This window comes from Rhizobium sp. P1_E6, from assembly GCF_056405875.1.
This window is the reverse complement of sequence record NZ_JBFUBG010000274.1, coordinates 1-1371: the sequence shown is the minus strand read 5'-3', so window position 1 is coordinate 1371 and position 1371 is coordinate 1. Positions and strand designations below refer to the sequence as shown.

1 protein-coding gene is annotated in these 1371 nt (G+C 59.1%); it reads left to right on the top strand.

The genetic code is table 11. From position 1 onward, the window contains the following. Positions 1–1371 (top strand): type IV secretory system conjugative DNA transfer family protein (locus tag AC1D35_RS36165; RefSeq protein ID WP_477942826.1); only part of this gene is annotated, 1371 nt, incomplete at both ends.

Below are 1371 nucleotides of genomic sequence, written 5' to 3'. Positions count from 1 at the left end.
GTCTTACTCTCAGCTGTAAGTGCCCAGGTCATCCCGATCCAACAAGTTGCTCTTCGCAACATCGTGGGCGCGGCGATTTGCCTGTTCATAGCCATGTTGGCCTTCCGGATGCTGACGGCCCCGCTGATCGTCCATTTCGGGGCAAATGAGGATGATACGCATGGCAGCGCACGCTTTGCCACGCACAAGGAGATCGCCGCTTTATCAGCTCCAGCCTCGGGTCTGCTGATCGGCCGCGACAGCAAGACGGACAAGTTGATCCGCTACACCGGACCTGGCCATCTTTTGACCATGGCTCCGACACGAAGCGGCAAAGGTGTGGGGACGGTCATTCCAAATCTGCTAACGGCCGATCGATCGGTCATCTGCATAGATCCAAAGGGAGAAAACACCCTTGTCACCGGGCGGGCGCGCGCGAAGTTTGGCTCACTTCACGTTCTCGATCCCTTCGACGTCACCGGCGAACCGCCTTCCGCCTTCAATCCGCTCGATCACCTTGATCCTCAAAATCTCGATCTGGCCGAGGAGGCTGGCACCATAGCCGATGCCCTCGTCTTCGACGAACCCGGCATGACGGGCGAGGCGCATTGGAACGAGGAAGCCAAGGCGTTGATCGCAGGCATGATCCTGCACGTGGTGACGAAGGAATCGGCAATGCGCAAAACGTTGGTGACGCTGCGGGAATATCTGACATTGGCGTCCGAACAGTTCAAACATTTGCTCGCTGAAATGCAAAGTTCGATCGCCGCCGGCGGCCTTGTTGCACGCGCCGCCAATCGTCATCTCGGCAAATCGGACCGTGAGGCCGCGGGCGTTTTATCCGCCGCTCAGCGACACACGCATTTCCTCGATAGTCCGCGCATGGCGCGCGTGCTTGGCAGGTCGGATTTTCGGTTCTCCGAGTTGAAACAGAGCCATCAGACTGTCTTTCTTGTGCTGCCGCCAGACCGGCTTTCGACCTATTCGCGCTGGCTGCGTCTGGTCGTGACCTGCAGCCTGCTCGATATGGCGCGCACGACCCAGAAACCGGATGCACCGGTTCTCTATCTGCTCGACGAGTTTGCAGCGCTTGGCCATCTCGCCGCCGTCGAACGGGCCATGGGATTAATGGCCGGATATGGTGTCCAGCTCTGGCCCATTCTGCAGGATGTCCACCAACTGCGCGCGACCTACGGATTGCGCGCCGGCACGTTCCTGTCGAATACAGGTCTTCTTCAGGTGTTCGGCGTCAACGATCATGCGAGTGCCGAGCTCGTATCGGATCTGCTCGGACAGGAGACSGTCGTCTTTCAGACGATGGGGCGAAACCTCGACGCTGAGAAGTCCGGATTGAGTTTGTCTGAGCAACGCACAGGGCGCCGACTCCTGACG